The organism is Nocardiopsis xinjiangensis YIM 90004, assembly GCF_000341145.1.
Taxonomy (GTDB): Bacteria; Actinomycetota; Actinomycetes; order Streptosporangiales; family Streptosporangiaceae; genus Nocardiopsis; species Nocardiopsis xinjiangensis.
The window spans coordinates 140,314-147,966 of the sequence record NZ_ANBE01000038.1 but is presented as its reverse complement, the minus strand read 5'-3'; the positions used below and the strand labels follow the sequence as shown (position 1 = coordinate 147,966).

Sequence of the window (7,653 nt, the reverse complement as noted above, 5' to 3'; positions counted from 1 at the left end):
GAGGGATTGTGAGGGCGCTCGGAGCGCCTGTGCCGTGCGGGCCCGTGCCCACCCCATCGAACCCCTCGACCGGCGCGGTCCCGAGCACCACGACCACCCAGTTCGGGCTCTCCTGCGTGCTTCGGTAGCTCACGGTCAACTGGTGGCTGCGCCCGCGCACGTTGATGCCGACCCGGGCCATGGACACATGGTGGCCGTGGATGCGCTGGTGTGGGTCGCCGGCGATGAACAATTCGTCGGGCCTCTCCACGAACACCGCCTGGTCGGGGCTGCGGCCAGGTCGTCCGGGTCGACCGTGCCGGGTTCGACCTTCTCCACGAGGTCGCGGCTGAGCTGGGTCCATGCCTCGTCCGGGCTCATGCCCGAAGCCAGTGCGGTCAGCGCGTCGTGCTGGGCCTTGGACAGGTTCAGGCCGAAAGCGTCGAGGTGACTCTCGTCGGGGAGCAGCCGGGCGATGCTGAGCGTGTGCTCGTCGATGCCGAGCTATGTGAAGTGCTTGTCCGGCACGCCCTCGAACAACGTGGAGCCCTCGGCCGCCACTGCCGACGCGAGGGCGTTGCTCATCGTGTCGAGCGCGGTCTCGTCCCGGAACTCCAGGACCCCCAGGACCTGGTTGACGGAGGGACACCGGTTGCGGATGTACCGGTAGGCCTCGTTGTGGGCCAGGACGGTGACCAGGAGGTACACGTCGCCGATCTCGGGCGCCAGCACCACGCCCCGGTGGCCCTGGTTGATGCGCAGGGTCCGCCAGCGGGGGTCGCACGCGCCCTCGGGTTTCTCCAGTTGACCACCGGCGTAGTAGGTGTCGGCGAACTTGTCCAAGGCGTTGTCGACACCCTTGCGCAGCTTCTTGTCAAGGTCCGCGTAGGTCCGGAGGAAGTCCTTGGCGATCGCGAGCTGGGGCACGGGAGCCTTGCCGGGGCAGAGGGCCGGGGGAAGCTCTGGGGGAGATCCCGTAGCCGACACCATAGACAACAGGGGCCGTGCGCGCCCGGCCCTTGCGAGACGAAGTACCGCCCGGATGCGGGGGTGGCCGGTTCCGGCCACGGGCGGAACCGGCACTGACGCATGGTCGGGTTCGCGAGAGTGATGAGCCAGGCCTCGTGCGGATCCGTGCTCTGCACATTCTCTGCGCCGGTACGGCCCCGGACGAGGGTCGGCTGGGGCTTCGTGGGGCCGATGGTGGCAGAAGGGATATACCCGGGCACACGTACACTACGAAGGGCTTACGAAGATCCAGCCCCCGCTCTGGATCCCCAATTCTGTGCACGGAGTGCTGGAGTACACCTTGACGGCCTTTCGGCGATCAGCTTCCACCCTTTCCTCCTTCTCCTCGCTCGAGGAAGGTCTGGGCGATCTCATTGCAGAACACGTTCGCCATACGTTCAGGTATTCACCCGGGCCCGCCGAAATCCGCTCCTGGAACCGCAGCCTGCCTGTGCTGGCCACGGACCTGGTCGACATCGGTCTGGGTAATGTGGAAATGCTCATCGAGTACAAAGTCCCCTTGACCGACAAGCGCGTCGATGTGGTGCTAGCTGGCCAGCACCCGCAGACGGGCGAGGACAGTTACGTCGTCGTGGAGCTCAAGCAGTGGAGTGAGGCGGAGTTGTGGGAGGAGGACCCGACCATGGTTCTGGTCCCCAACCAGCCGGGTGGCCCCAAACTCCACCCGGTGCTCCAAGTACGGGGGTACTGCGAATACATCGGTGATTTTGTCGCTTCTTTGCTCGATGCGGACAAGCAGCTGCGAGGGGTCGCCTACTTGCACAATTCCTATGATCCTGCGGTACGTGACCTATTCGAGCTCCCCCAGAGCGAACAGGGGTTTCTGTTCACCGCTCAGAGCCGCGGGAAATTCCTGGATTTCCTTGAGAGTCGTTTGGCTCCGGAATCGGGGGCTGGGGCTGGGGACCGACTCCTGAGTGGGAAAATCAGACCGAGCCGCCAGCTTATGAAGTTCGCGTCCGAAGAAGTGAAGGATCGCTCCCAGTTTACCCTCCTGGGCGAGCAGCAAGCGGCGTTCCAAACGGTTCTCCACTCGGTCAAACGCGCCCACGAGCAGAACCAGAAGACGGCAGTCATCATCAGCGGCGGCCCCGGAAGCGGAAAGAGCGTGGTCGCTCTCTCCTTGCTGGGCGAACTCTCCCGCCAAGGTTTGGGGACCCTACACGCAACCGGGTCTCGCGCCTTCACACAGACCATGCGTCGTGTCGCCGGCTGGCGCAGCGAGCGTACCAAGAACCTGTTCAAGTACTTCTTCCAGTTTATGGAAACACGGCCGAACGAATTCGACGTGCTGATCTGCGACGAGGCGCATCGTATTCGTGAGACATCTGTGCACCGCTTCACTCGAAAAAGACTGCGCGCTGGCCGCCCCCAGGTCGACGAATTGCTCGCTGCGGCGCGAGTCCCTGTGTTCCTCCTGGACGAACACCAGGTCGTTCGCCCCGGGGAAATGGGGACGGTCGATACCATCCGCGAGCACGCCGAGCGCCAGGGAATTATCGTCCATCAGATCGGACTCGACGGACAATTCCGTTGCGGCGGAAGTGCGAAGTACGAGGAATGGGTCCTACGGCTCCTCGGGCTCACACCTGGAGGACCGATCCCGTGGGAAGGAGACGAGAACTTCACGTTGTCCTCTGCCTCTACCCCCTCCGCCATGGAAGACGAACTCCGCCAGGCCCTCGACGCGGGGTACTCGGCTCGCTTGAGTGCTGGGTACTGCTGGCCGTGGAGTAAGGCGGAGAAAGGGCAGCCGCTGAAGCAGGACGTTCGCATCGGAGACTGGGCGCGTCCCTGGAACAGTCGCCTGGAGCAATGGCAGTTCGGTGCACCGCCCAGCGCACTGTGGGCGACCGAAGAAGGCGGCTTCGACCAGGTAGGGTGTGTCTACACGGCTCAAGGGTTCGAGTACGACTGGTCCGGCGTGATCATCGGCCCCGACCTCGTGTTCCGTGATGGCCATCTCGTGATCGACCGGAGTGCGAGCCGCGACCCCGAGCTCCTGAAGAAACCAACCGACGAAGAAGCTGAAGTGTTGATCAGGAACACCTACAAGGTCCTGATGACCCGTGGCATGCGCGGAACCCTCCTGTTTTCGACAGACCTTGAGACCCAGAAATTCCTGAACGGCCTCATTGGGCCGAGTCGGACGTCGATCGTTCCGGGGGCTGCTTGAGCGAGTGCGGTGTTACGAGTTAGTGCGTGTTAGCGGGTGGGGTGCCGCGGCCGATGAATCCCTTGAGTCGGAAACGGCCCGCCACCATCTGCTGATCCATCGCTGCATCCTCGCGCTCTACCACTGCCGTCACACGCCACACGTGTGTGACCACCGTCCGCACGGCACCGGCGGAACAGGGGAGCCCCACCTCCGGCCCTGCGCACAGGAACTGAAACCTTGACCTAGTGCACATGTTAACAACGCAAACATAAATCGTGAGCGGAGGAGGGGCAACCCCCTCGAAAGACCACACCGACACCGGCCCAACCCCTCCGAAATCCCCAGCATTACAGGTATCTCTCCTTCTTGGACGTCCTTCGCCAGATCCGGATGGCACAGGGATCTTCACCGGGCAGAGGAACAGCCCGATTGAAACCAACAGGTGTTGACTATGCAAACATCTCACCCTGCCGCTGAGCTCCGAACACGTGTACTGTGCACACATGGACTCCCGCTCCCATGCCACCGAGGACCAGCAGGTCACCGCCGCCGACATCGCCCGCGTCGCAGGCGTCACCCGGGCGGCCGTCTCCAACTGGCGCCGGCGGTACGAGGACTTCCCCGCTTCCATCGGCGGCACCTCCTCCAGCCCCCTGTTCGCGCTCGGCGACGTGCGCGCGTGGCTGGAGCACCACGACAAGGTCGGCGAGGAGTCGCTGGAGGTCCAGCTGTGGCACCGCCTGCGCGGCACCCACCCCCAGCACATGTCCGCAGCCCTGGCCGACGTCCTCGAGTACCTGGACTCCGGGTCCCGGGGCGATCTGGACGAGGCTTCGGTGGAGCTCATCGACACGCTCACGCAGCAGCAGCGGCCCGCGCAGCTCTCCCGGGCCCTGACCGAGAGGTTCTGCGCCTCCAGCGAGCGCTCCGGAACACCCGTGGTCTCCACCGGTGCGCTGGTGCGCGCGGTCTCCGCGCTCACCGACCACGCCGCGGCCACCGTGTTCGACCCCGCCTGCGGCACGGGGGCGCTGCTTCTCGCGGCCGGTGCCCCCGACGCACGCCGCACCGGCCAGGACCTGGACCCCGACGCCGCCCGGCTGACTCTGGCCCGCGCCTCGGTCGAGGGCCACTCCCCCACCGAGATCCGCACTGGTGATTCTCTGCGCCAGGACCAGTGGCCCGAGCACCGCGCCGCCCTGGTGGTGTGCGATCCGCCCCCACCGACCGCCGACTGGGGCCGCGAGGACCTGCTCATGGACCCCCGGTGGGAACTGGCGCTGCCGCCCAAGGCAGAGAGTGAGCTGGCCTGGCTGCAGCACGCCTACGCCCACACCGCACCGGGCGGGCAGAGCGCCGTGGTGCTGTCCACCTCCTGCGCCTACCGGCGGACCGGACGGCGCATCCGATCCGAACTGTTGCGCCGCGGCCTGCTCACCGACGTGATCGCCCTGCCGGCCGGCCTGGCCGCCACCCACGCCCAACCCGTGCACCTGTGGCTGATGCGGCGCCCCGACGGCGAGGAGGGCGCGGCCGGCGCGATCCGCATGTGGGACCTCACCCAGTACCCCGCGGAGGGCCCCTGGGACCTGGAGGGCGCGCCCAGCGCCGAGGTCCTTCCCATCGACCTGCTCGACGACGAGGTCGACCTCAGCCCCACCCGGCACGTGGCGCCCGACCTCGAGGAACTCCCGCAGATCTACACCCAGGCCAGGGACGAGCTGCGCCGCCTGGTCGCCGAACTCACCGAGGCGCTGCCCGAGCTCGCGCCGGGCTCGGCCGAGCACTTGGGCCCGCAGGTGCGGGTGGCCGATCTGGCCGAGGCCGGACTGGTCGATCTCGAGGGCCAGGCGCCGCGGTCCACGGACGGCCGGGTCGACACCGACTACCTGCGCGGCTTCCTGAACAGCGCGGCCAACACCCGGCGTTCGACCTCGGCCAGCGGCACCCACCGGACCGAGGCCCGCTCGGCACGGGTGCCCCGGATGAGCACCGAGGAACAGCGGCGGTACGGGGCGGCCTTCCGTGCCGTGGCCGAGTTCGAACGCAGGGCCAAGGAGCTCTCGGCGCTGGCCGAGCGGGCCGCCGAACTCGGCCGGGAAGGGCTGACCTCGGGCATGCTCGCCCCTCGGGAGGACGGCGACGATGCCCGCTGACGCAGAGGCAGCAGCGTTTCGCACCCGCTCCGGCGCGCATGCTCCTTCTCCGTCTTCCGTGCCCCGGGCCCGTTCGGAGCACGGTTCCCGTATCGTCTCCAAGTGAACCAGGCCCCGGCCCGTCATCCTCCTGACAGCGGCACCTGACTCCCCCGATTCGCTAGGACCCCCACCGTTGCCTCGACTCGCACTCGACAAGGACTTCCTCACCGAGTTCGCCACCCTCGAAAAACCGGTCCGGGAACGTGTCAGCGAGGTCTTCGCCAAGTTCGACCAGGCCACCCACACGGGCCTGCACCTGGAGAAGATCTCCGGTGCACGCGACGACCGCTTCCGCACCATCCGCATCGACCAATTCTGGCGCGGTGTCGTCCTCGCCCCGGCCAAGGGCGACACCTACACCCTTCTCAAGGTGCTGCCGCACGACGACGCCTACGACTGGGCCAAGCGCCGCAAGGCCTCGGTGAACACGGCCACCGGCGGGATCGAGATCCGCGACGTGGCCGCGCTGGACGCCAGCCTGCCGCACATGGAGCGGATGGCTCGCAAGGCACCGGCCCGGCTCCTGGAACACGTGAAGGATTCCGACCTGGCCCGGTTGGGGGTGGACGAACAGACACTGACCTTCGCGCGCACCCTGACCGACACCTTCCAGCTGGAGGCCGCACGCGGGCTGCTGCCCCCGCCCCAGTGGGAGGTGCTGTACGGGTTGAGCGCCGGGATGAGCCCGGAGGAGGTCTGGGCCGAGATGGGCGCGGCGCTCGTCCAGGAACGGATCGACCCCGAGGACCTGGACGCGGCCGTACGGCGCAGCTCGGACCGGGTGGCTCTGGTGGAGGGCCCCGAGGAGCTGATGGCCGCCCTGGAACACCCCTTCGACCTGTGGCGGATCTACCTGCACCCGGCCCAGCGCTCGGTGGTGGAGGCCTCCTACCGGGGGCCGGCGCGGGTCAGTGGCGGCCCGGGCACCGGCAAGACCGTCGTGGCGATGCACCGCGCCCACCGCTTGGCGCTGCGCGGCCGTGGCCCGGTGCTGCTGACCACGTTCACCTCGACCCTGGCCGAGTCGTTGGAACAGAACCTCGCCCTGCTGGCGGAGACCACCGGGGCACCGGAGGCCACCGAGCGGGTGCGGGTGGAGCACGTGGACCGGTTGGCCCACCGGGTGTTCCGGGAGGCGCACGGAAGGCCGCAGCTGCTCACCGCGGCCCGGGAGAAGGAGCTGTGGCAGCGCATCATCGCCGGGTTGGACGCGGACCTGTCCCCCGCGTTCCTGTCCCAGGAGTGGCGCCAGGTGGTGCTGGCCCAGCGCGTCGACTCGGCCTCGGAGTACCTGCAGGTCAAACGCACCGGCCGGGGCCGGGGGCTCGGCCCCGCGCAGAAGGCGCTGGTGTGGCAAGCGGTGTGGGGGTTCCGGAAGGAGCTGTCCGAGCAGGGCCTATGGACCCACGAGACGGTGTGTGAAGAGGCGGCCCGGTTGCTCGCCGAACGCCCCGACGCCGACAAACCGTTCCAACACGTGGTGGTGGACGAGGCCCAGGACCTGCACGCCGGACAGTGGCGCCTGCTGCGGGCCTGCGTGCCACAGGAGGCCGATGACCTGTTCATCGCCGGGGACACCCACCAGCGCATCTACGGCCCCAAGATCACCCTCGGCGAGGTCGGGGTGAACGTGCGCGGCCGCGCGTCGAAGCTGCGGATCAACTACCGCACCACCGGTGAGATCCTCAGGTGGAGCCTGGGGCTGATGCATGCCCAAGCGGTGCAGGACCTGGACGGCGTGCAGGACTCCCTGGACGGGTGCCGCTCGGAGATGCACGGGGACGAACCCGTGGCCAAGGGCCTGGCCACCTGGGAAGCCGAACTGGGCCACCTGAAGGAGAAGGTCCGCTCCTGGATCGGGGCCGGGGTGCTGCCCGCCGAGATCGGGGTGACCGCGCGCTCCAACCGGGCCGTGGAGCAGGCGCTGCTCGCGTTGGAGGAAGCGCAGGTGGAGGCCACCGCGCTGGCGCGCACGTCCGCCGAGGGCAGCGCCGGGGTCTCGGTCGGCACGATGCACCGCATGAAGGGGCTGGAGTTTCGCTGCCTGGCCGTGGTGGGTGCCGGCGAGGACCAGCTGCCCGCGCCCCGCAGCATCACCCCGCACGAAGAGGATCCGGGGGCGCACGCGCGCGACCTGCTGCGGGAACGCAGTCTTCTGTTCGTGGCGTGCACGCGTGCTCGTGAGCAACTGAGCGTGAGCTGGCACCAGGAACCCAGCCCGTTCCTGGAAACAGTGCTGTCCCGGGCCTGAGCTCCCAGGTCTTTCCCCGAAACCCCCTCGAACGGAGG

The 7,653-nt window shown here is 67.9% G+C and carries 4 protein-coding genes and 1 pseudogene; 3 read left to right on the top strand and 2 right to left on the bottom strand.

Annotated features, from left to right (window positions below):
- Positions 1-250 (bottom strand): annotated as a pseudogene (locus tag D473_RS27720) (UvrD-helicase domain-containing protein); the annotation flags it as partial.
- Between the two features lie 233 nt (positions 251-483).
- Entirely contained in the window at positions 484-906 is a 423-nt protein-coding gene (locus D473_RS28555) for a hypothetical protein (RefSeq protein WP_017610502.1), read from the bottom strand.
- A 367-nt stretch (positions 907-1,273) separates the two neighbouring features.
- On the opposite strand from D473_RS28555, the gene D473_RS0118295 reads away from it, so the two are divergent.
- From D473_RS0118295 to D473_RS0118285, 3 genes are all read left to right on the top strand, one after another.
- On the top strand, positions 1,274-3,184 hold the full coding sequence (locus D473_RS0118295) for a DUF2075 domain-containing protein (RefSeq protein WP_241474818.1): 1,911 nt from the start codon (positions 1,274-1,276) through the stop codon (positions 3,182-3,184).
- A 485-nt stretch (positions 3,185-3,669) separates the two neighbouring features.
- Positions 3,670-5,322, top strand: coding sequence for an N-6 DNA methylase (locus tag D473_RS0118290; protein ID WP_017610500.1), 1,653 nt, complete (start codon positions 3,670-3,672; stop codon positions 5,320-5,322).
- A gap of 175 nt (positions 5,323-5,497) precedes the next feature.
- Positions 5,498-7,615 carry a UvrD-helicase domain-containing protein gene (locus tag D473_RS0118285; RefSeq protein WP_017610499.1) on the top strand — a complete coding sequence of 706 codons (2,118 nt, stop codon included), beginning with the start codon at positions 5,498-5,500 and terminating at the stop codon, positions 7,613-7,615.
- Positions 7,616-7,653: the final 38 nt, after the last annotated feature.